This window comes from Pseudomonas sp. P105, from assembly GCF_032614175.1.
GTDB classification, from domain to species: Bacteria; Pseudomonadota; Gammaproteobacteria; order Pseudomonadales; family Pseudomonadaceae; genus Aquipseudomonas; species Aquipseudomonas rhizophila.
Window position 1 is genome coordinate 6264911 of record NZ_CP126693.1, and the last position, 21102, is coordinate 6286012.

The following is a 21102-nucleotide window of genomic DNA, read 5'->3' on the forward strand; positions in this document are numbered from 1 at the left end:
CTTGGCCGATTATCGTCACCTAAAATAATTTTTGTCAACGCGGATATTCGTTGAATCGGTGAGAGAGGGAAGACGTGGCCTCATGTTTACGCTCATGAGGAGAAATGCGGGGGTGACGATCAGACGAGCGGCGATCAGCGGTGCCGCTCAGGATCCGGGTTCTGGATGGCAGCAACCGGTGACGCCAGGGTGCAGAGGAGACGAAACCACCTCCGCGACCCCGGCTGCCAAGGCTTACTCCACTGTCACGGACTTGGCCAGGTTTCGTGGCTGGTCGACGTCAGTGCCCTTGAGTACGGCGACATAGTACGACAACAACTGCAGCGGGATCGTGTAGAGGATCGGCGACAGGATGTCGTGGATGTGCGGCATGTGCACCACGTGAGTACCTTCACCATTGGTCATGCCGGCCTTCTCGTCAGCAAAGACAATCAGCTGGCCGCCACGGGCGCGCACTTCCTGCAGGTTGGACTTGAGCTTTTCCAGCAGCTCGTTGTTCGGCGCCACGGTGACCACGGGCATATCGTTATCCACCAGGGCCAGCGGGCCGTGCTTGAGTTCACCGGCCGGATAGGCTTCAGCGTGGATATAGGAAATTTCCTTGAGCTTCAGGGCGCCTTCCATCGCCACCGGGAATTGCGCGCCACGTCCCAGGAACAGGGTGTGGTTCTTCTCGGCGAACAACTCGGCGATTTTTTCCACGGTGCTGTCCATCGCCAGGGCTTCGCCCAGACGGGTCGGCAGGCGGCGCAGTTCTTCCACCAATGTTGCCTCGACACCCTCGCCCAAGGTCCCGCGCACCTGTCCCAGAGACAGGGTCAGCAAAAGCAGGCCCACCAACTGCGTGGTGAACGCCTTGGTCGACGCCACACCGATTTCACGGCCAGCCTGGGTCAGCAGGGTCAGGTCGGATTCGCGCACCAACGAGCTGATGCCCACATTGCAGATCGCCAGGCTGGCGAGGAAACCCAGCTCCTTGGCGTTACGCAGGGCGGCCAAGGTGTCGGCGGTTTCACCGGACTGGGAAATGGTGACGAACAGGGTGTCGGGTTGCACCACCACTTTGCGGTAACGGAATTCGCTGGCGACTTCGACCTGGCACGGAATACCGGCCAACTCTTCCAACCAGTAACGAGCAACCATACCGGCGTGGTAGCTGGTGCCACAGGCAACGATCTGCACGTTGCGAACCTTGGCGAACAGCTCGGCGGCCTGTGGCCCGAACGCCTGGACCAGCACCTGACTCTGGCTCATGCGGCCTTCCAGGGTGCGTTGCACCACGGCCGGTTGTTCGTGGATCTCCTTGAGCATGAAGTGCCGGAACTCGCCCTTGTCGGCGGCTTCGGCGCCGTCACGGTATTGAACGGTCTCGCGCTCCACGGCTTTGCCGTCGATGTCCCAGATCTGCACGCTGTCGCGGCGAATTTCGGCGATATCGCCCTCTTCCAGGTACATGAAGCGGTCAGTGACCTGACGCAGCGCCAGTTGATCGGAAGCCAGGAAGTTTTCCCCAAGGCCCAGACCGATCACCAACGGGCTGCCGCTGCGGGCAGCAACCAGTCGATCCGGCTGCTCGGCACTGATCACCGCCAAGCCATAGGCGCCATGCAATTCCTTGACGGTGGCCTTGAGCGCCGCAGTCAAGTCCATCAGTTCCTTGAGCTTGTGATTGAGCAGGTGGGCAATGACTTCGGTGTCAGTGTCGGAGGTGAACACATAGCCGAGTGCCTTGAGTTGCTCACGCAGCGCTTCGTGATTCTCGATAATACCGTTGTGCACAACCGCCAGATTGTCGGAGAAATGCGGGTGGGCGTTACGCTCGCACGGCGCACCGTGAGTGGCCCAGCGGGTGTGGGCGATGCCCAGGCGCCCCACCAGCGGCTCGGCGTCCAGCGCTTGCTCCAGCTCACTGACTTTGCCAGGGCGTCGCATGCGCTCAAGCTTCTCGTCGTTGGTAAACACCGCCACACCGGCACTGTCATAACCACGGTATTCGAGGCGCTTGAGGCCTTCGAGCAAGATTGCAGTGATGTTGCGTTCAGCAACGGCGCCGACAATTCCACACATGCTATTTCTCCTGGCTGGCAGACGCGCAGATCACATTGATTCCACGGGCCTGAATCTGATCGCGGGCCTCCACGGGCAGGCGATCATCGGTAATGAGGGTATGGACGCTGCTCCACGGCAGTTCCAGGTTGGGAATTTTTCGGCCGATCTTGTCGGCCTCCACCATCACGATCACTTCGCGGGCAACCTCAGCCATCACACGGCTCAGGCCCAACAGTTCGTTAAAGGTGGTGGTGCCTCGGACCAGATCGATGCCATCGGCACCGATAAACAACTGGTCGAAATCGTAGGAACGCAGGACCTGCTCCGCGACCTGGCCCTGGAACGACTCGGAATGAGGATCCCAGGTGCCGCCGGTCATCAACAGCACCGGTTCATGCTCCAGCTCGCTCAGGGCACTGGCGACATGCAGGGAATTGGTCATCACCACCAACCCCGGTTGCAGTCCGAGCTGAGGAATCATTGCCGCGGTGGTGCTGCCGCTGTCGATGATAATCCGCGCATGTTCGCGGACCCGCTTCACCGCGGCCCGGGCAATGGCTTGTTTGTATTTGGAGACGGCTTGCCCGTTATCGGCGACCAGTTCCTGCGGCATGGGGACCGCACCACCGTAACGACGCAGCAGCAAACCATTGGTTTCCAACGCGGCGAGATCCTTGCGAATCGTAACTTCCGAGGTTTCGAAGCGCTTGGCCAACTCATCAACACTGACTTCGCCCTGCTCTTGAAGCAAGGCAAGGATGTTGTGGCGGCGCTGTGGTGTGTTGCGCTTGGACATAAGGATAAGTTTCGATTCGAAAGATAACGTAAGTAATCAAAACCTATTGGAAGCATGTCGTCAAGACAAGAGCAGAAAAATTCAGAAACTGGGTGAACATGAACGCCATCGCGAACAGGCTCGCTCCCACATTGATTGCAGCGTCCACGGGGCCCGTGTCAGCCGAGAATTCAGTGTGGGAGCGAGCCTGCTCGCGATGGCGGCGACCGGAGTTGTGGATAACTCAGGTTTTCTGGATTTTGACTGGGCGCTTCCAGCCATCGATGTTGCGCTGCCGCGCACGGGCCACAGCCAGTTGAGACTTATCCACATCCTGATTGATGGTTGAACCTGCTGCGGTGTTTGATCCATCACCGATGGTCACCGGTGCAACCAGCGAATTATTGGAGCCAATGAACACGTCCTCACCAATAGTCGTCTGATACTTATTGGCGCCGTCGTAATTACAGGTGATGGTACCGGCACCAATGTTCGTGCGTGCGCCGATTTCAGCGTCACCCAGATAGGTCAGGTGACCGGCCTTGGCGCCTTCGCCCATGTGGGCATTCTTGAGCTCGACGAAGTTACCCACATGGGCGTGGGCTTCCAGCACGGTACCCGGACGCAGGCGAGCAAATGGGCCCGCGTCGCTGCCTTCGCCCATGACGGCGCCATCGAGGTGACTGTTGGCTTTGATCACCACGCCTTTTCGCAGGGTGCTGTCCTTGATCACACAGTTCGGGCCGATGACCACGTCGTCTTCGATGATGACCTTGCCTTCAAGGATAACGTTGATGTCGATGACCACATCGCGGCCGACGCTGACTTCACCGCGCACATCGAAACGGGCCGGGTCGCGCAGGGTCACGCCCTGAGCCATCAGGCGGCGGGCGGCGCGCAATTGATAGTGACGCTCCAGTTCGGCCAGTTGCCGGCGATCGTTGGCGCCCTGCACTTCCATGGCATCCAGCGGCTGCTCAGTGGCGACCACCAGCCCGTCGCTGACCGCCATGGCAATCACGTCGGTCAGGTAGTACTCGCCCTGGGCATTGTTGTTCGACAAACGACTCATCCAGTCGCCCAGGCGTTCAGCCGGTACGGCAAGAATGCCGGTGTTGCCTTCGGTGATCGCGCGCTGGGCTTCGTTGGCGTCCTTTTGCTCGACAATCGCTGTCACCTGGCCGTCGGCGTTGCGCACAATGCGGCCGTAACCAGTGGGGTCATCCAGCTCGACGGTCAGCAGGCCCAATTGCTGTGGAGCAGCATGCTTGAGCAGGCGCTGCAAGGTATCGACTTCGATCAGCGGCACGTCGCCGTAGAGAATCAGTACCGTATCGGCGGTAATAAATGGCACCGCCTGGGCCACCGCGTGGCCGGTCCCCAGTTGTTTATCCTGCAGGACAAAATTAAGGTCATCCGCCGCCAAGCGCTCACGCACAGCATCCGCCCCATGGCCGATCACCACGTGAATGCGCTGTGGATCAAGTTGCCGGGCGCTGTGGATAACATGACCGAGCATGGAGTTGCCGGCTACCGGGTGCAATACCTTGGGCAGCGCCGAACGCATGCGAGTGCCTTGACCCGCCGCGAGGATAACGATTTCGAGAGACATGACTGGCTACCAATCCTGGGTGGTCAGCGGCTGCGACCAGATGATGAGTGTCGGGAAAAGAAAAAAGGGTAGCCGAGGCTACCCTTTTTAATCAATCGCACAGAAAGCAGACGGCTTAGCCGCCGAACTTCTTGCGGATCTGCTGGACGGTGCGCAGCTGGGCTGCGGCCTCGGCCAGACGTGCAGCAGCAGAGCCGTAATCGAACTCGGCGCCGCGCTCATGCAAGGCCTTCTCAGCAGCCTTGACGGCTTCCTGAGCGGAGGCTTCGTCCAGGTCGGCAGCACGTTGCACGGTGTCGGCAAGGACCTTGACCATGTTCGGCTGAACCTCGAGGAAACCACCGGAGATGTAATACACCTCGGATTCCCCGCCCTGCTTGATCAAGCGGATCGGACCTGGTTTCAGATTAGTGATCAGCGGTGCGTGACCCAGAGCGATACCAAGATCGCCCAGCTCACCATGCGCAACCACCATCTCGACCAGACCGGAGAAAATTTCCCCTTCCGCACTGACGATATCGCAATGGACTGTCATAGCCATCTGATTGCCTCAACCTAAATTAGCGCCCGTTTCCGGGCGCCGGGATTACAGTTTCTTGGCTTTCTCGATCGCTTCTTCGATGCCGCCGACCATGTAGAACGCTTGTTCTGGCAGGTGGTCGTAGTCACCGTTGAGGATGCCTTTGAAGCCAGCAATGGTGTCTTTCAGGGAAACGTATTTACCCGAGGCACCGGTGAAGACTTCAGCCACGAAGAACGGCTGCGACAAGAAGCGCTGGATCTTACGAGCGCGGGATACCAACTGCTTGTCGGTTTCCGACAGCTCGTCCATACCCAGGATCGCAATGATGTCCTTCAGCTCTTTGTAGCGCTGCAGCACGTACTGAACGCCGCGAGCGGTGTCGTAGTGCTCCTGGCCGATCACGTTCGGGTCCAGCTGACGCGAAGTCGAGTCCAGTGGGTCTACCGCTGGGTAGATACCCAGGGAAGCGATGTCACGGGACAGAACGACGGTGGCGTCCAAGTGGGCGAAGGTGGTCGCTGGCGACGGGTCGGTCAAGTCGTCCGCCGGTACGTATACCGCCTGGATCGAGGTGATCGAACCTTCCTTGGTCGAAGTGATGCGCTCTTGCAGCACGCCCATCTCTTCAGCCAGGGTCGGCTGGTAACCTACTGCCGAAGGCATACGGCCCAGCAGTGCGGATACTTCGGTACCGGCCAGGGTGTAACGGTAGATGTTGTCGACGAACAACAGTACGTCGTTACCTTCGTCACGGAACTTCTCGGCCATGGTCAGACCAGTCAGGGCTACGCGCAGACGGTTTCCCGGCGGCTCGTTCATCTGACCGTAAACCAGTGCCACTTTGTCCAGAACGTTGGAGTCCTTCATCTCGTGGTAGAAGTCGTTACCCTCACGAGTACGCTCACCCACACCGGCGAACACGGAATAACCGCTGTGCTCGATGGCGATGTTACGGATCAGTTCCATCATGTTTACGGTCTTGCCGACACCGGCACCACCGAACAGACCGACTTTACCGCCCTTGGCGAACGGGCAAACCAGATCGATAACCTTGATGCCGGTTTCCAGCAGGTCGTTGCCGCCTGCCTGTTCAGCGAAGGATGGCGCAGGACGGTGAATGCCCCAGCGCTCTTCGGTGGCGATCGGACCTGCTTCGTCGATCGGGTTGCCCAGTACGTCCATGATCCGGCCCAAGGTCGCTTTACCGACCGGTACGGAGATGGCTGCGCCAGAGTCGACAACATCCAGACCGCGCTTCAAGCCTTCGGTGGAGCCCATCGCAATGGTACGTACCACGCCGTCGCCCAGCTGCTGCTGAACTTCCAGAGTGGTTTCCGCGCCTTGTACTTTCAGCGCGTTGTAGATGCTCGGTACGCTGTCGCGTGGAAATTCCACGTCGATAACGGCGCCGATGATTTGAACGATACGTCCGCTACTCATAGCTGGATCCTCTGAATATTTGAACCGTTAAACCGCGGCAGCGCCGCCGACGATTTCCGAGATCTCTTGGGTGATCGCAGCCTGACGCGCCTTGTTGTAGATCAGTTGCAAATCACTGATCAGATCACCGGCGTTGTCGGTAGCGTTCTTCATCGCGATCATCCGCGCCGCTTGTTCAGCTGCGTTGTTCTCGACCACCGCCTGGTAAACCTGCGATTCCACGTAGCGGACCATCAAGCCGTCAAGCAGCTCTTTGGCATCCGGTTCGTAGAGGTAGTCCCAGTGGTGCTTGAGTTCCTGTTCCGGGGTCGCCACCAGTGGAATCAACTGCTCCACGGTAGGCTGTTGCGTCATGGTGTTGATGAATTTGTTGGATACCACGGACAGGCGGTCAATACGGCCTTCCAGGTAAGCATCCAGCATCACCTTGACGCTGCCGATCAGATCATTGATCGACGGCTCTTCACCCAGGTGGCTGATAGCAGCGACGACGTTACCGCCGAAGTTGCGGAAAAAAGCCGCACCCTTGCTACCAATCACGCACAGATCGATCTCGACGCCTTGTTCACGGTTTACAGCCATGTCCTTGACCAGGGCCTTGAACAGGTTGGTGTTCAAGCCACCGCACAGACCACGGTCACTGCTCACCACAACGTAACCGACGCGCTTGATGGCGCGGTCGATCATGAACGGGTGGCGATATTCCGGGTTGGCGTTGGCCAGATGACCAATTACCTGGCGGATGCGCTCCGCGTAGGGACGGCTAGCAGCCATGCGCATTTGTGCCTTGCGCATTTTGCTGACCGCCACTTTTTCCATGGCGCTGGTAATTTTTTGCGTGCTTTTGATGCTCGCAATCTTACTGCGAATCTCTTTTGCGCCTGCCATGTAACACCTATCAGGTTAGCAAGCGGGAGCCTTGCGACTCCCGCTGCGGCTTACCAGGTTTGGGTGGCCTTGAACTTCTCGATACCGGCTTTCATGCCAGCGTCGATTTCGTCATTGAAGTCACCCTTCACGTTGATCTTCGCCATCAAATCGGCGTGATCGCGGTTGAAGTAAGCAATCAGCGCTTGTTCAAAGCTGCCGACCTTGGCGATTTCGACGTCAGTCAGGAACCCACGTTCAGCGGCATACAGCGACAACGCCATGTCAGCGATCGACATCGGAGCGTATTGCTTCTGCTTCATCAGCTCGGTAACGCGCTGACCATGCTCAAGTTGCTTACGGGTCGCTTCGTCCAAGTCAGACGCGAATTGGGCGAATGCCGCCAGTTCACGGTACTGAGCCAGAGCGGTACGGATACCACCGGAGAGCTTCTTGATGATCTTGGTCTGAGCGGCACCACCCACACGGGATACCGAAACACCGGCGTTCACAGCAGGACGGATCCCGGAGTTGAACATGGCCGATTCCAGGAAGATCTGACCGTCGGTGATGGAAATCACGTTGGTCGGAACGAACGCAGAAACGTCGCCAGCCTGGGTTTCGATGATCGGCAGTGCGGTCAGGGAACCGGTTTTGCCGGTCACTGCGCCGTTGGTGAACTTCTCTACGTACTCTTCCGAAACGCGGGATGCGCGCTCCAGCAGACGGGAGTGGAGATAGAACACGTCGCCTGGGTAAGCTTCACGGCCTGGTGGACGGCGCAGCAGCAGGGAAATCTGGCGGTAAGCCACTGCCTGCTTGGACAGATCGTCATAAACGATCAGCGCGTCTTCACCGCGGTCGCGGAAGTATTCGCCCATGGTGCAACCGGAGTACGGTGCCAGGAACTGCAGCGCAGGAGATTCCGAAGCACTGGCAGCCACGATGATCGTGTTGGCCAGGGCGCCGTTTTCTTCCAGCTTGCGAACCACGTTGGCGATGGTCGATTGCTTCTGACCGATTGCCACGTAGACGCAGAAAATGCCGCTGTTCTTCTGGTTGATGATCGCGTCGATCGCCAGAGCGGTTTTACCGATCTGACGGTCACCGATGATCAGCTCACGCTGGCCACGGCCGACAGGGATCATGGCATCGACAGCCTTGTAGCCAGTCTGTACAGGCTGGTCTACCGACTTACGCCAGATCACGCCTGGAGCAACTTTCTCGACCGCATCGGTCTCGGTGTTGTTCAGCGGACCTTTGCCGTCAACTGGGTTACCCAGTGCGTCGACTACGCGACCCAGCAGTTCCTTACCAACCGGAACTTCGAGGATGCGGCCGGTGCACTTGGCGCTCATGCCTTCAGCCAGAGACGTGTACGCGCCCAATACCACGGCACCTACAGAGTCTTGCTCCAGGTTGAGGGCCATACCGTAGACGCCGCCCGGAAACTCGATCATCTCGCCGTACATGACGTCGGCCAGACCGTGAATCCGCACGATGCCGTCAGATACGCTGACGACAGTGCCTTCGTTACGGGCTTGGGAGGTCACATCGAGCTTGTCGATGCGGCCCTTGATAATTTCACTTATTTCGGAAGGATTGAGTTGCTGCATTGCTCTGCTGCCCCTTCAAACTCAAGATTTCAATGCTTCGGCAAGTTTCGCGATTTTGCCGCGAATCGAGCCATCGATAACCAGGTCACCGGCGCGGATAACGACACCACCAATCAAGGCAGGGTCTTCCGTAACGTCCAGACGCACTTCCCGGTTGAGTCGTGCACTGAGAACCTTGGCGAGTTTGTCTTGCTGTTCTTGGTTCAATGCAAAAGCACTGGTCACTTCCACGTCTACCGACTTCTCTTGCTCAGCCTTGTACAGGTCGAACAATGCGGCGATCTCCGGCAGAAGCGGGAGACGGTCGTTTTCGGCAACGACGTGAATGAAATTCTGTGCCTTGGCATCGAACTTGTCGCCGCACACGTCAATGAACGTGGCGGCCTTTTCTGCGCTCGTCAGTCGCGGGGCCTTGAGCACGCGCTGCATGGTGTCATCTTGCGACACCGCTGCTGCCAGGCCGAGCATGGCTGACCAATTGGCCAGTTGCTGGTGGGCCTGAGCGTGCTCGAAGGCCGCCTTAGCGTAAGGTCGGGCCAACGTGGTCAGTTCTGCCATGATCGCCCTCGCTTAAATTTCAGCAGCCAGTTTGTTTACCAGCTCTGCGTGCGCGTTTTGATCGATTGTGGCACCCAGGATCTTCGAAGCACCGCCAACAGCCAGGGCACCCACTTGGGCACGCAGGGCGTCTTTGACACTGTTCAGTTCCTGTTCGATCTCGGCTTGAGCCTGAGCCTTCACACGGTCAGCTTCGACGCGAGCCTGTTCACGGGCTTCGTCGACAATCTGGGTACCGCGTTTCTTGGCTTGCTCGATGATTTCAGCTGCCTGAGCTTTCGCTTCGCGCAGTTGCTGACCCACTTTCTCATGGGCCAACTCCAGGTCGCGAGCTGCACGGCTGGCAGCGTCCAGACCATCCGCGATCTTCTTTTGACGTTCGTGCAATGCCGCAATGACCGGAGGCCATACGAACTTCATGCAGAACAGTACAAAAATCAGGAACGCAACGGACTGGCCAATCAGGGTCGCATTAATGTTCACGCCAACACCTCGCAGTTACGTTGTCCATCACACCAATCTACTCGAGACATCCGAGTAATTAGCCAGCGATTTGACCAACGAACGGGTTCGCAAAGGTGAAGAACAGAGCGATACCAACACCGATCATGGTCACGGCGTCGAGCAGACCAGCCACGATGAACATTTTAACTTGCAGCATTGGAACCATTTCTGGCTGACGCGCGGCGCCTTCCAGGAACTTGCCGCCCAGCAGGCCGAAACCAATTGCGGTACCCAGTGCGCCCAGGCCGATCAACAGTGCAACAGCGATAGCGGTTAGACCAACTACAGTTTCCATCTTTCCTCCCGACTTTTACGTCGTATGGTTTAGGTTTTTTAGATTAAAGCGGTAAAACAAATCGTTTCATCAAGCCCGTTCGGGCCCCTTCCCGTGTGACCGGGAAGGACATCAGACTAGTCGAGACTGGCCTTAATGGTTTTCTTCGTGCGCCATCGACAGGTAGACGATGGTCAGCATCATGAAGATGAACGCCTGCAGGGTGATGATCAGGATGTGGAACACAGCCCACGCCCACTGCAGAACTACACCCAGGCCGCTGAGCCAGAGCAGACCGCTGCCGAACATCACGGCGATCAGGATGAACACCAGCTCGCCGGCATACATGTTGCCGAACAGACGCAGGGCCAGGGAGATCGGTTTGGCGATCAGGGTCACGAACTCCAGAAGGAAGTTCACCGGGATCAGCAGGGCCTGAACGAGAATGTTCTTGCTGCCGAACGGGTGCAGGGTCAGTTCGCCGATGAAGCCGCCGATGCCCTTGACCTTGATGCTATAGAAAATGATCAGTGCGAAAACCGAGAACGCCATGCCCAGGGTCGCGTTCGGGTCGGTAGTCGACACGGCGCGGAACGGGATGTGCGAATCGCCGGAGATCAGGATGGCCAGCTGAGGAATCCAGTCGACCGGTACCAGGTCGATGGCGTTCATCAGGAACACCCAGACGAAGATGGTCAGTGCCAGCGGTGCGATCACCGGGCTACGGCCATGGAAGCTGTCTTTCACGCTGCCATCGACGAATTCGACCAATACTTCAACGAAGTTCTGCAGTGCACCAGGCTGACCGGAAGTCGCCTTCTTCGCCGCCATGCGGAAAAGAAGCACGAAGATCAGACCCAGTGCGACCGACCAGCCGAGCGTATCGACGTGGAAGGCCCAGAAGCCCATTTCCTTGGCTTCTGCTGCGGTGTGAGCAAAGCCCCAGCCGCCATTGGGTAGCTGCCCGAAGGTCAGGTTCTGCAAGTGGTGCTGGATATAGCCCGAAGCGGTTGTCTCTGCCATGGTTGCCTCAAACGCCCTAAGGTCTCGAAAGTCTTGTTCTCATTAGCAGGGGAGCGAACCAGCTAACCAGTTGGGTCAGCACGAAGACGCTGAATACAGCCAGCGGCGCCAGTGGCTTCACACCTGCGAACGTCAATGCAAACAGCACTGCCGTCAAAATCAGTTTCCCCGCCTCACCGGCATAAAAAGACCGGACGATGGCTTGGGCTGCTCGGGCGCCGGAAAACCGAAATGCCCTGTGAGCGAAATAAATATTGGGAAGCAAGGCTATCAGGCCTCCGCAAAGCCCAGAGTATCCGGCGACGACTCCCTTCCATTGCCAGAACGCCAAAGCAGCGATCAGTACAACGACGAATTGGGTCATCAACACCGGGAAAACCGCCAGACGATGGAACGGCAAGCGGTTTGGCGTGCGTGTTTCCATCGCTTTTGCTCTCCAATGATCGGCCGCCATAATTCAATAACTTGGCATAATTTGTGCCGACAAAATGCGCGCAGAGTATAGGGGCGGTTCTGCCCCTATTCAACTGCCAGGTAGTGATTTCCGACTGCGCGCTACAAGAGCAATTGTTTCAGCGAATGTGCGCAAGGACACCTTGCAGCTCATCGAGGGAGTTATAACCGATCACCAATTGCCCTTTGCCCTTCTTGCCGTGGCGAATCTGCACCGCAGAGCCTAGGCGCTCGGCCAGGCGCTGTTCCAGGCGTGCGATATCCGGATCGGTTTTCGGTGCTTCGACAGGTGCCGGTTTACCACTGAGCCACTGACGAACCAGTGCCTCGGTTTGGCGCACAGTCAGGCCTCGTGCGACAACATGTCGCGCCCCTTCAACCTGTTGATTTTCCGGCAAACCGAGCAACGCCCGGGCATGCCCCATTTCCAGATCACCATGGGACAGCATGGTCTTGATGACTTCCGGCAACGCAATCAGGCGCAACAGGTTGGCCACGGTCACGCGGGACTTGCCCACCGCTTCGGCGACCTGCTGTTGAGTCAACTGGAACTCCTGCTGCAAACGCTGAAGGGCCACAGCCTCTTCGATCGGGTTGAGGTCTTCGCGCTGGATATTCTCGATCAGCGCCATGGCGATGGCGGTTTCATCCGGTACATCGCGGACCATCGCCGGAATGGTTTCCTGACCCGCCTGCTGGCTGGCACGCCAGCGGCGTTCGCCGGCGATGATCTCGAAGCGCCCGTTGGCGATCGGCCGAACCACGATCGGCTGCATCACGCCCTGGCTCTTGATCGACTGGGCCAGCTCTTCCAGTGCCTGCGGATCCATGTCCCGACGCGGCTGATACTTGCCGCGCTGGATCAGGTCCAGGGGCAAGTGTTGCAGCTCGCGCTGATCGACTTGTACGGCCTGCTCTTCCAGCGAACTGACAGTGGGGCCACTGAGCAGTGCATCCAGTCCACGTCCGAGACCTCGTTTCTTGACGGCCATGGGGTTTCCTTAAGTTGGCTGGGCAGCAGCGGTGCGTGGGTTTCGGCGCTGGCGGCGAACCATCTCGCCCGCCAGGGCCAGATAGGCCAGCGCGCCTCGGGATTGTTTGTCGTAGGCCAGGGCCGGCATGCCGTAGCTCGGCGCTTCGGCCAAACGGATGTTACGCGGAATGACCGTATCGTAGAGCTGCTCGCCGAAGTGTTCCTTGAGCTGGGCCGATACGTCGTTCATCAGGCTCAGGCGCGGGTCATACATGGTCCGCAGCAGGCCCTCGACTTTCAGCTCCGGGTTCAGCAGTTCGGCAATGCGCTTGATGTTATCCACAAGGTCGCTCAACCCTTCAAGGGCGAAGTACTCGCACTGCATGGGGATAATCACCCCATCAGCGGCCACCAGGGCGTTGAGGGTCAGCATCGAAAGCGACGGTGGGCAGTCGATCAGGATGTAATCGTAATTTTCCCGAATCGGCGCCAAGGCGCTGCGCAGGCGGCTTTCCTTCATCTGCATTTCCAGCAGAACCACTTCGGCCGCCGTCAGGTCACGATTGGCCGGCAGCAGTTGATAACCGCCGTGTTCGGAGAAATGCATGGCCTGGCCCAGATCGCATTCGCCGATCAGGACATCGTAAATGGAGTTTTCCAGGCCATGTTTATCCACACCGCTACCCATGGTGGCGTTGCCCTGTGGATCGAGATCGATCAGCAACACCCGGCGCTTGGTCGCGACCAGGGATGCTGCGAGGTTGATGCAGGTGGTGGTTTTACCCACACCACCCTTCTGGTTCGCTATCGCGAATACCTTAGCCATTGTTGCTTGTATTCCCAATCATGCCGTGCGGCGCAGTATCAGCAGATGGCGTTGGCCTTGGCAACCGGGTACGGCCAGGGCGTGTTCGCTATCGAGGTGGAAGTCTGCCGGCAATGCTACCAGCTCATCGGCCGGATGAACGCCCTTCATTGCCAGCCAGCGCGTATCGGCATCGCCCAGGTGGCGAGTCCAATTGCTGAAGTTTTCCATGCTGCTGAACGCCCGGGAGATGATCCCGTTGAAAGGCTGGGCAGGCTGGAACGCTTCGACGCGGCTGTGGATAACTTGCAGGTTATCCAGTTTGAGTTCGAGTTTGACCTGGGTCAGGAAGCGGGTTTTCTTGCCGTTGCTGTCCAGGCAGGTCACTTGCGAGCCAGGAAACAGGATCGCCAGCGGGATACCCGGCATGCCACCGCCACTGCCGACATCGAGCCAGCGGCCGTCTTCGATGAAGGACATGACGCTGAGGCTGTCGAGCAGATGCCGCGAGACCATTTCATCCGGATCGCGCACCGCGGTCAGGTTGTAGGCCTTGTTCCATTTGATCAACAGGGCCAGATAGCCCAGCAACTGCGCGTGCTGGGCTTCGGTCAGGCTGACGCCGAGCTGACGGGCACCTGTGGATAACTCTTCGGCGTGTTGCGAGGTGACCATCGAACTCAAGCGCTTTGCTCCAACTGACGGCCCGCGCCGCGTTTTTTCAAATGAATCATCAACAGGGAAATGGCCGCCGGGGTCACACCGGGAATGCGCGAAGCCTGGCCCAGGGTCTCTGGACGAGTTGCACCGAGCTTGCTCTGGATTTCCTTCGACAACCCGGAAATGCCTGTGTAGTCGATATCCACAGGCAGTTTTGTGTCTTCACTGGCGCGCAGACGGGCGATTTCGTCTTGCTGACGGTCGATGTAACCGGCGTATTTGGTCTTGATCTCGACCTGCTCGGCCACCTGCGGATCTTCCGCACCCTGACCGGTCACTTCCACCAGCCCGGCATAATCGATTTCCGGGCGGCTCAACAAGTTGAGCAAGTTGTATTCGTGGGTCAGCGGTGTGCCGAATTTGGTCGCGATGGCATCGCCCTGCTCGGTACCAGGACGAACCCAAGTGCTTTTCAGGCGCTGTTCTTCCAGCTCGATACTCTCGCGTTTCTTGCAGAACGCGGCCCAGCGAACGTCATCGACCAGCCCCAGCTCGCGACCTTTCTCGGTCAGGCGCAGGTCAGCGTTGTCTTCACGCAGGATCAGACGATATTCGGCACGGGAGGTGAACATCCGATACGGTTCCTGAGTACCCAGGGTAATCAAATCATCCACAAGCACACCGATATACGCCTCATCGCGGCGCGGGCACCAGCTGTCTTTGCCCTGGGAGCGCAGCGCTGCGTTGGCGCCAGCCAGCAGGCCTTGGGCACCGGCCTCTTCGTAACCGGTGGTGCCGTTGATTTGTCCGGCAAAGAACAGGCCGCCGATGACTTTGGTTTCCAGGCTGTACTTGAGGTCCCGCGGGTCGAAGTAATCGTATTCGATGGCATAGCCCGGACGAACGATGTGGGCGTTTTCCATGCCGCGAATCGATTGGACGATCTGCAGTTGCACGTCGAACGGCAGGGAAGTGGAAATCCCGTTCGGGTACAGCTCGTGCGTCGTCAGGCCTTCGGGTTCGATGAAGACCTGATGGCTTTCCTTGTCGGCAAACCGATGGATCTTGTCTTCGATCGATGGGCAATAACGCGGGCCGATACCTTCGATCACGCCGGAATACATGGGCGAGCGATCCAGGTTGGCAGCAATGATTTCGTGAGTGCGGGCGTTGGTATGGGTGATCCAGCAGCTCACCTGTTTCGGGTGCTGCGCTTTGGAGCCCATGAACGACATGACCGGAATCGGCGTATCGCCCGGCTGCTCGGTCATCATCGAGAAATCCACAGAGCGGCCATCGATGCGCGGTGGCGTACCGGTTTTCAGGCGACCGACACGCAACGGCAACTCACGCAGGCGCTGGGCCAGTGCGATTGAGGGTGGATCACCTGCGCGACCGCCGGAATAGTTCTGCATGCCGATGTGGATAAGTCCACCGAGGAAGGTCCCGGTGGTCAGCACCACGGAATCAGCGAAGAAGCGCAGGCCCATCTGGGTCACAACACCACGCACCTGGTCCTGCTCGACGATCAGGTCATCGGCTGCCTGTTGAAATATCCACAGGTTCGGCTGGTTTTCCAGGATTTCGCGGACAGCGGCCTTGTACAGGACACGGTCGGCCTGGGCACGAGTAGCCCGCACGGCCGGGCCTTTACGGCTGTTCAATACACGAAACTGAATGCCACCTTTATCCGTGGCCATGGCCATCGCGCCACCGAGGGCATCGATTTCCTTGACCAGATGGCTTTTGCCAATCCCACCAATGGCGGGGTTGCAGCTCATGGCGCCGAGGGTTTCCACGTTATGCGTCAGCAACAGGGTTTTAGCCCCCATGCGTGCTGATGCAAGTGCTGCCTCGGTACCGGCATGACCGCCGCCGATGACGATCACTTCAAAACGGGAAGGGAAATCCACCACGCACCTCGTGCCTGCTTAATTCAGGTAATTCGGAAAATAGGTTTGAGCCTGGCCTTGGGCGTTTTTCGAGCCAGGTCGGCAAGTATAGGGACTTCCCCTTTCCTAAAGAACCCTTTGCACAAAATTTAACCAGCTGTGGAGAAGTCGAGGTTAAAGAAATTAAAAAGAAAGAAATTTATAAAACCTTTGTTTTTATGTTTATTCTTACTGACCTTACTTTCTGTGGATAAAGCTCTGAAGGCCTTTATATTCAATATGTACAGAGATTCAAAACCCTGTGGTCAGGTACGGCTGAGGGGCTTGGATAACCGGTGTAAGCCTGTGGATGAATGGGGTGGTTATCCACAGAGGCGGTTATCTTCAGTTTTGAGGGGGGTTTATCAACTGACCTCAGGCCCAGTTATTCACAGGGCTTAATCCACAGGAAAACTGGCTTTTGATCCAGACACCGCCCACAGGCAAGCCGCCATGCAGGGCAATCGTTCTAGAAAAGAGAGAAAACCGGCTGCATGGACTCGTTGTAGGGTCGATAGCAGCCGGGTTCTTAAGGAATGGGTTATTTACCGATGCAGAAGCTGGAGAAGATTCGACCAAGCAGGTCATCAGAGCTGAAGGCCCCGGTAATTTCCCCGAGAGCTTGCTGGGCCTGACGTAAATCTTCGGCCAGTAGCTCACCGGCTCCGGCAAGGGTCAGTTGCGCGCGACCGTGCTCAAGCGCCGCGCTGGCATGGCGCAGCGCCTCAAGGTGCCGACGACGGGCGCTGAAGCTGCTTTCCGAAGTCTGCTCGTAACCCATGCAGGCCTTTAAATGTTCGCGCAGCAACTCCAGTCCCATATCCGCGGATTTCGCACTGAGGCTAATGGTGACGTGGCCATCAGCGCTGACCTCCAAGGTCACGGGTTCCCCGGTCAGGTCGGCCTTGTTACGAATCAGCGTGACTTTCGAAGGGTCAGGCCGGGTTTCCAGAAACTCTGGCCACAAAGCGAAAGGATCATCCGCTTCCGGGGCCGTGGCATCGACCACCAACAACACGCGGTCAGCCTCGCCGATGGCTTTGAGCGCACGCTCCACGCCGATTTTTTCCACATGGTCGTCGGTATCCCGCAGGCCGGCCGTGTCGACCACATGCAGGGGCATACCATCGATGTGGATATGTTCGCGCAGAATATCCCGGGTGGTGCCGGCGATCTCGGTAACAATCGCGGCCTCACGGCCTGCCAAGGCGTTGAGGAGGCTGGATTTGCCGGCATTTGGCCTTCCGGCGATCACCACCGTCATCCCATCGCGCAACAAAGCACCCTGCCCGGCTTCGCGCAGTACTGTGGATAACTCATCGCGGACCTTGTCGAGCATGCTGAGCACGTGACCATCGGCGAGAAAGTCGATCTCTTCCTCGGGAAAGTCGATCGCGGCCTCGACGTAGATCCGCAGGCCGATCAGTTGCTCGGTGAGGTTATGCACACGCTGGGAAAAAGCGCCCTGCAGGGATCGCAAGGCATTGCGCGCGGCCTGTGCGGAACTGGCTTCGATCAGATCAGCAATGGCTTCGGCCTGGGCCAGGTCGAGCTTGTCATTGAGGAATGCGCGTTCGCTGAACTCGCCTGGTCGCGCAAGACGACACCCCAGTTCGAGGCAACGCTTGAGCAACATGTCCAGGACGATCGGACCACCGTGGCCTTGCAGCTCCAGCACATCTTCGCCGGTGAACGAGTTGGGACCAGGAAAATACAAAGCCAGGCCTTCATCGAGCACCTGCTGGTCATCACTGAAAAAAGGGCCGTAGTGAGCAAACCGAGGTTTGAGTTCTCGACCGCTGATGGCCTTTGCCGCGACGCTGGCCAACGGTCCCGAAATACGGACGATGCCGACTCCGCCGCGACCTTGGGCAGTAGCAACGGCGGCGATGGTTTCACGAGGTGCGCTCATAAACCGGTATCCAGACAAAAGTGGCAGATAGCAAAACGCCCCACTAGGGGGCGTTTTGTGTGGTTATCCACAGAGCAAGTTACGCCTCGGCTTTTTTCGTAGCCGCTTCGATCTTACGCGTGATGTACCACTGCTGGGTAATCGACAACACGTTGTTCACAACCCAGTACAGCACCAGGCCCGCAGGGAACCACAGGAAGAAGAAGGTGAAGATGATCGGCATCATCTTCATGACCTTCGCCTGCATAGGGTCCGGAGGCGTTGGGTTCAGCTGCTGCTGAATGAACATGGTCGCGCCCATGATGATCGGCAGGATGAAGAACGGATCCTTGATCGACAGGTCGGTAATCCACAGCATGAACGGTGCCTGGCGCATCTCGACGCTTTCCAGCAGCACCCAGTACAGCGCCAGGAACACAGGCATTTGGACAAGAATCGGCAAGCAACCACCCAACGGGTTGATCTTCTCTTTCTTGTACAGCTCCATCATGGCCTGGGACATTTTCTGCCGGTCATCGCCATGTTGTTCTTTCAGGGCGGCCAGTTTCGGTGCCACTGCGCGCATGCGAGCCATGGATTTGTAGCTGGCTGCCGACAATGGGAAGAAGATCCCCTTGATCAGCATGGTCAGGAAGATGATCGACCAGCCCCAGTTACCGACGATGCTGTGGATATGTTGCAGCAGCCAGAAGATTGGCTGGGCAATGAACCACAGGAACCCGTAGTCCACGGTCAGTTCCAGACCTGGGGACAACTCTTTCAACACCGCTTGGCTTTTTGGACCGGCATACAGAATCGCGCTGGTCTCGACTTTTGCACCTGGTGCAGCGGTCAATGCCGGGCCGGTATAACCGACGATGTAGTTGCCTTTGCTGTCTTTACGCGTCTGGACGACGTTGTTCTCGCCTTTCTGCGGGATCCAGGCGGTTACAAAATAGTGCTGCAACCAGGCAACCCAGCCACCTTGTACGGTTTCCTTGAGCTGCGCCTTGTCCATGTCTTTCATGGACACTTTCTTGTACGGCTCCGAACTTGTCCACAGGGCAGCGCCCAGGTAAGTCGCGGTACCGGTGGCGGTGCTGGAGGAAGGATCATCGCTGGCGTCACGCTTGAGCTGCGCGAACATCGCACCAGACCAGGGCTGTGCGCTCTGGTTGTCGATCAGATAGGAAACAGTCACGTCATACAGGCCACGTTTCAAAGTGAAACGCTTGATGTAATTGACGCCGTCCTTGCTGAACTTCAGGTCCACGACCAACTGGTCCTGACCGTCAGCCAGTTGATAAGTCTTCTTCTCGGAGGAGTAAACCGGGCGGCCGGCCGGGTTTGCATCCGGGCCGTTGGTGCCGATCAGACCACTTTGGGCCAGATAGGTCCGCTCATTGCCGTTATCGAACAACTGGAATGGAATTTCCGGATGGTCCTGGCGGCGCGGATACAACGGCAGCTTCAACTGAGCGACGTCACCACCTTGTGGATCGATTGCCAGCTCAAGCACGTCCGTCTTGATCTGGATCAGATCCTTGCTTGCAGCCACAGGGGCTTCGGCAGGAGCAGTGGTATCGTTTGCCGCGCGGGGGATGTCGTCATTACTGGCGGTGCTATTGCCAGTCGTGGTGTCCGGCAAGCTCGGTGCGGTATTGCTGGCTGCAACATTCTGAGTCGGCAGGGCAGCCTGGCCATAGTCCTGGTTCCATTTAAGAACCATTACGTAGGACACGATTGCCAGGGCGACGATCAGGATCGTGCGTTTGATATCCATGATTACTCGGCCATCGAAGAAGAACGGGAGGTAGGGATAGGCGGAACCGGGTCATAACCGCCGGGATTCCACGGATGACAGCGACCTAAACGACGAAAGGTCAGCCAGCCACCGCGCAGAAGGCCATGATTTTCTATGGCTTCATACGCGTAGCAAGAACAACTGGGGTAGAAACGACAGTGACTGGCCATCAGGGGACTAATGGCGTAGCGATAAAACTGGATCGGAACGAGTGCCAGTTTACGCATCGGGACTGTCTACCCCTACAGTTTCGGTGTTGACTGCTGGCGGTGCTGGCTTGTTACGAGCCAAGCGCTTCCAGAGTTTGCCGAAATGCTGAATCAATTCGGGGTTTTCTACGTCACCCAAACCTTTGCGCGCGACGATAACAATGTCCCAACCGACCAGAGAATCCTGGTTCAGGCGAAACGATTCGCGCATCAGACGTTTGAGGCGATTGCGCTGAACGGAGAGCTTGACGCTCTTTTTCCCGATAACCAGCCCTAGTCGGGGGTGATCAAGATCGTTGCTGCGCGCAAGGAGCAGGAGATTTTTCCCCGGAACCTTGCCGGTAGGGGAGTCAAAGACTGCCTTGAAATGCCGGGGTGTAAGCAGACGCTTTTCCCGACTGAAGTCCTGACTCACCTCCAGTGCCGGATTATCAAACTGCCAGACGCGCACGACCTTTGGCGCGACGACGCGACAGGACGGCACGACCGTTCTTGGTAGCCATGCGAGCACGGAAACCGTGGGTACGAGCGCGTTTGATAGTGCTTGGTTGGAAAGTACGTTTCATGTCGTGTTACCTGGGTTCGTCCACAACGGGCCGGAATGGCCCCCGTTTTAAGAGACCGGGGATTCTAGAGAAAGCAAGCCTCTAGGTCAATTTCCAACCAGCGTTTACTTCAAATAGATATCGCGCCTGGATAGCGGCTTCATCGCAGGACTCCAGATATAGAAATAAAAAGAAGGGAATTATTTAAAGCTTTTCTGTAAAGCTTATAAAAGCAAGGCTGGCACCTGTCTGTGGATAACCATGCCTAGGCCTTGTAGTCCGCCATGTACAGAGAATGACAACTACAGGGGAAAGCGGTGTTCAGCCTGTGCTGCGCTGTCGGATAAGCTGTGTGTGGAATAGCTACTTATCCACAGGGAGGTTATCCACCGACTTCAACCCCCACTTGTGCAACGACCTCACGGGCGGTTATCCACAGAGCTTATCCACCGACCGCCTGTCGTCTTGCTCGTTGTTAAGGCATTGATAAATCATGGTGGATGAGCAACCTGCATGTGGATAAGTGGGCGTCCGCTCGCTACAATGGCCGCTTGTTTTTGCCTCACCGGCTTTCAACTTAGGGGATATCC

At 57.6% G+C, this 21102-nt stretch carries 21 protein-coding genes; all 21 read right to left on the reverse strand.

Going from position 1 to position 21102, the window contains the following annotated elements:
* Positions 1-234: 234 nt before the first annotated feature.
* The 21 genes from glmS to rpmH all read right to left on the reverse strand — a co-directional run bounded on the left by glmS (position 235) and on the right by rpmH (position 20533).
* Entirely contained in the window at positions 235-2067 is a 1833-nt protein-coding gene (gene glmS, locus QOM08_RS28160; protein ID WP_107323171.1) for a glutamine--fructose-6-phosphate transaminase (isomerizing), read from the reverse strand.
* Position 2068: 1 nt separating this feature from the next.
* Entirely contained in the window at positions 2069-2845 is a 777-nt protein-coding gene (locus QOM08_RS28165) for a DeoR/GlpR family DNA-binding transcription regulator (RefSeq protein WP_107323172.1), read from the reverse strand.
* A gap of 223 nt (positions 2846-3068) precedes the next feature.
* Entirely contained in the window at positions 3069-4436 is a 1368-nt protein-coding gene (gene glmU, locus QOM08_RS28170) for a bifunctional UDP-N-acetylglucosamine diphosphorylase/glucosamine-1-phosphate N-acetyltransferase GlmU (protein ID WP_107323173.1), read from the reverse strand.
* 115 nt (positions 4437-4551) lie between these two features.
* Positions 4552-4977: a F0F1 ATP synthase subunit epsilon gene (locus QOM08_RS28175; RefSeq protein WP_047230094.1), complete on the reverse strand. Its 426-nt coding sequence runs from the start codon at positions 4975-4977 to the stop codon at positions 4552-4554.
* A gap of 45 nt (positions 4978-5022) precedes the next feature.
* Positions 5023-6399: a F0F1 ATP synthase subunit beta gene (gene atpD, locus QOM08_RS28180; protein WP_047230095.1), complete on the reverse strand. Its 1377-nt coding sequence runs from the start codon at positions 6397-6399 to the stop codon at positions 5023-5025.
* Positions 6400-6426: 27 nt separating this feature from the next.
* Positions 6427-7287 (reverse strand): F0F1 ATP synthase subunit gamma, encoded by an 861-nt coding sequence (gene atpG / locus QOM08_RS28185; RefSeq protein ID WP_003207090.1) that lies wholly within the window; start codon positions 7285-7287, stop codon positions 6427-6429.
* A gap of 50 nt (positions 7288-7337) precedes the next feature.
* Positions 7338-8882 (reverse strand): F0F1 ATP synthase subunit alpha, encoded by a 1545-nt coding sequence (gene atpA, locus QOM08_RS28190; RefSeq protein WP_025216279.1) that lies wholly within the window; start codon positions 8880-8882, stop codon positions 7338-7340.
* A gap of 21 nt (positions 8883-8903) precedes the next feature.
* Positions 8904-9440, reverse strand: coding sequence for a F0F1 ATP synthase subunit delta (locus QOM08_RS28195; RefSeq protein ID WP_047230096.1), 537 nt, complete (start codon positions 9438-9440; stop codon positions 8904-8906).
* 12 nt (positions 9441-9452) lie between these two features.
* Entirely contained in the window at positions 9453-9923 is a 471-nt protein-coding gene (locus QOM08_RS28200) for a F0F1 ATP synthase subunit B (protein WP_047230097.1), read from the reverse strand.
* Between the two features lie 58 nt (positions 9924-9981).
* On the reverse strand, positions 9982-10239 hold the full coding sequence (atpE, locus tag QOM08_RS28205; RefSeq protein WP_003097235.1) for a F0F1 ATP synthase subunit C: 258 nt from the start codon (positions 10237-10239) through the stop codon (positions 9982-9984).
* A 132-nt stretch (positions 10240-10371) separates the two neighbouring features.
* Complete coding sequence (gene atpB, locus QOM08_RS28210) at positions 10372-11241, reverse strand: F0F1 ATP synthase subunit A (protein WP_047230098.1); 870 nt, start codon at positions 11239-11241, stop codon at positions 10372-10374.
* 16 nt (positions 11242-11257) lie between these two features.
* The gene (locus QOM08_RS28215; RefSeq protein WP_316912394.1) at positions 11258-11665 is read right to left on the reverse strand and encodes a F0F1 ATP synthase subunit I; all 408 of its coding nucleotides are present in this window, start codon (positions 11663-11665) and stop codon (positions 11258-11260) included.
* Positions 11666-11813: 148 nt separating this feature from the next.
* Positions 11814-12686, reverse strand: coding sequence for a ParB/RepB/Spo0J family partition protein (locus QOM08_RS28220; RefSeq protein WP_003207098.1), 873 nt, complete (start codon positions 12684-12686; stop codon positions 11814-11816).
* 9 nt (positions 12687-12695) lie between these two features.
* Positions 12696-13493, reverse strand: coding sequence for a ParA family protein (locus QOM08_RS28225; RefSeq protein WP_003187199.1), 798 nt, complete (start codon positions 13491-13493; stop codon positions 12696-12698).
* Positions 13494-13511: 18 nt separating this feature from the next.
* Positions 13512-14147, reverse strand: coding sequence for a 16S rRNA (guanine(527)-N(7))-methyltransferase RsmG (rsmG, locus tag QOM08_RS28230; protein WP_171061291.1), 636 nt, complete (start codon positions 14145-14147; stop codon positions 13512-13514).
* Between the two features lie 5 nt (positions 14148-14152).
* On the reverse strand, positions 14153-16045 hold the full coding sequence (mnmG, locus tag QOM08_RS28235; RefSeq protein WP_316912395.1) for a tRNA uridine-5-carboxymethylaminomethyl(34) synthesis enzyme MnmG: 1893 nt from the start codon (positions 16043-16045) through the stop codon (positions 14153-14155).
* Between the two features lie 559 nt (positions 16046-16604).
* A complete protein-coding gene (mnmE, locus tag QOM08_RS28240; protein WP_107323176.1) occupies positions 16605-17975 on the reverse strand; it encodes a tRNA uridine-5-carboxymethylaminomethyl(34) synthesis GTPase MnmE in 1371 nt (456 codons plus the stop codon).
* Between the two features lie 79 nt (positions 17976-18054).
* Positions 18055-19737, reverse strand: coding sequence for a membrane protein insertase YidC (yidC, locus tag QOM08_RS28245; RefSeq protein WP_047230103.1), 1683 nt, complete (start codon positions 19735-19737; stop codon positions 18055-18057).
* A gap of 2 nt (positions 19738-19739) precedes the next feature.
* A complete protein-coding gene (gene yidD, locus QOM08_RS28250) occupies positions 19740-19985 on the reverse strand; it encodes a membrane protein insertion efficiency factor YidD (protein ID WP_010465488.1) in 246 nt (81 codons plus the stop codon).
* Positions 19978-20382: a ribonuclease P protein component gene (rnpA, locus tag QOM08_RS28255; RefSeq protein WP_047230119.1), complete on the reverse strand. Its 405-nt coding sequence runs from the start codon at positions 20380-20382 to the stop codon at positions 19978-19980. Before rnpA ends, yidD begins: the two co-directional genes overlap by 8 nt.
* Positions 20383-20398: 16 nt before the next feature.
* On the reverse strand, positions 20399-20533 hold the full coding sequence (gene rpmH, locus QOM08_RS28260) for a 50S ribosomal protein L34 (RefSeq protein ID WP_003213577.1): 135 nt from the start codon (positions 20531-20533) through the stop codon (positions 20399-20401).
* Between the last annotated feature and the right edge of the window lie 569 nt (positions 20534-21102).

Excerpts from the sequence above, each read along its gene's own strand:
- glmS (WP_107323171.1), bottom strand. The coding sequence starts at position 2,067 with ATGTGTGGAATTGTCGGCGCCGTTGCTGAACGCAACATCACTGCAATC.
- QOM08_RS28165 (WP_107323172.1), bottom strand. The coding sequence starts at position 2,845 with ATGTCCAAGCGCAACACACCACAGCGCCGCCACAACATCCTTGCCTTG.
- glmU (WP_107323173.1), bottom strand. The coding sequence starts at position 4,436 with ATGTCTCTCGAAATCGTTATCCTCGCGGCGGGTCAAGGCACTCGCATG.
- QOM08_RS28175 (WP_047230094.1), bottom strand. The coding sequence starts at position 4,977 with ATGGCTATGACAGTCCATTGCGATATCGTCAGTGCGGAAGGGGAAATT.
- atpD (WP_047230095.1), bottom strand. The coding sequence starts at position 6,399 with ATGAGTAGCGGACGTATCGTTCAAATCATCGGCGCCGTTATCGACGTG.
- atpG (WP_003207090.1), bottom strand. The coding sequence starts at position 7,287 with ATGGCAGGCGCAAAAGAGATTCGCAGTAAGATTGCGAGCATCAAAAGC.
- atpA (WP_025216279.1), bottom strand. The coding sequence starts at position 8,882 with ATGCAGCAACTCAATCCTTCCGAAATAAGTGAAATTATCAAGGGCCGC.
- QOM08_RS28195 (WP_047230096.1), bottom strand. The coding sequence starts at position 9,440 with ATGGCAGAACTGACCACGTTGGCCCGACCTTACGCTAAGGCGGCCTTC.
- atpE (WP_003097235.1), bottom strand. The coding sequence starts at position 10,239 with ATGGAAACTGTAGTTGGTCTAACCGCTATCGCTGTTGCACTGTTGATC.
- atpB (WP_047230098.1), bottom strand. The coding sequence starts at position 11,241 with ATGGCAGAGACAACCGCTTCGGGCTATATCCAGCACCACTTGCAGAAC.
- QOM08_RS28215 (WP_316912394.1), bottom strand. The coding sequence starts at position 11,665 with ATGGAAACACGCACGCCAAACCGCTTGCCGTTCCATCGTCTGGCGGTT.
- QOM08_RS28220 (WP_003207098.1), bottom strand. The coding sequence starts at position 12,686 with ATGGCCGTCAAGAAACGAGGTCTCGGACGTGGACTGGATGCACTGCTC.
- QOM08_RS28225 (WP_003187199.1), bottom strand. The coding sequence starts at position 13,493 with ATGGCTAAGGTATTCGCGATAGCGAACCAGAAGGGTGGTGTGGGTAAA.
- rsmG (WP_171061291.1), bottom strand. The coding sequence starts at position 14,147 with ATGGTCACCTCGCAACACGCCGAAGAGTTATCCACAGGTGCCCGTCAG.
- mnmE (WP_107323176.1), bottom strand. The coding sequence starts at position 17,975 with ATGAGCGCACCTCGTGAAACCATCGCCGCCGTTGCTACTGCCCAAGGT.
- yidC (WP_047230103.1), bottom strand. The coding sequence starts at position 19,737 with ATGGATATCAAACGCACGATCCTGATCGTCGCCCTGGCAATCGTGTCC.
- yidD (WP_010465488.1), bottom strand. The coding sequence starts at position 19,985 with ATGCGTAAACTGGCACTCGTTCCGATCCAGTTTTATCGCTACGCCATT.
- rpmH (WP_003213577.1), bottom strand. The coding sequence starts at position 20,533 with ATGAAACGTACTTTCCAACCAAGCACTATCAAACGCGCTCGTACCCAC.